General features: G+C 42.1%; 1 pseudogene. It reads left to right on the forward strand.

What is annotated here, in order from left to right:
* Positions 1-53: 53 nt before the first annotated feature.
* Positions 54-335: pseudogene (locus ACKTR5_RS06205) on the forward strand (hypothetical protein); the annotation flags it as partial.

Raw genomic sequence — 335 nt, forward strand, 5'->3', positions numbered from 1 at the left:
CAGCGACCTTGACCGTTACCCCGAAAGTTGAAACAAACTTTCGGGGTTTTCGTATGACTAAAATTTCTATTGAAACTAAAATCATTGCTGTTGAAGCGTATCTAACAGTAACGGATTCAAAACTTGCTGTTCGAAACAGATATCATATTGCCGGACAGCTATTCAGTGTCTTAGTTGCTATCTATGAAGAATATGGCCGCCAAGGATTGCTCAATCCACCTAAAGTTACTGGTAAGTTCCGTGTTGATCTTGTAAAGTGGAAACAACAAAATCACGCATCAATAACGGCGACCTGTGGTCACTTTGGCTTCGCTTCAGTGGAGGCTATTGTGCGC

The organism is Furfurilactobacillus entadae (genome assembly GCF_045862745.1).
GTDB classification, from domain to species: Bacteria; Bacillota; Bacilli; order Lactobacillales; family Lactobacillaceae; genus Furfurilactobacillus; species Furfurilactobacillus entadae.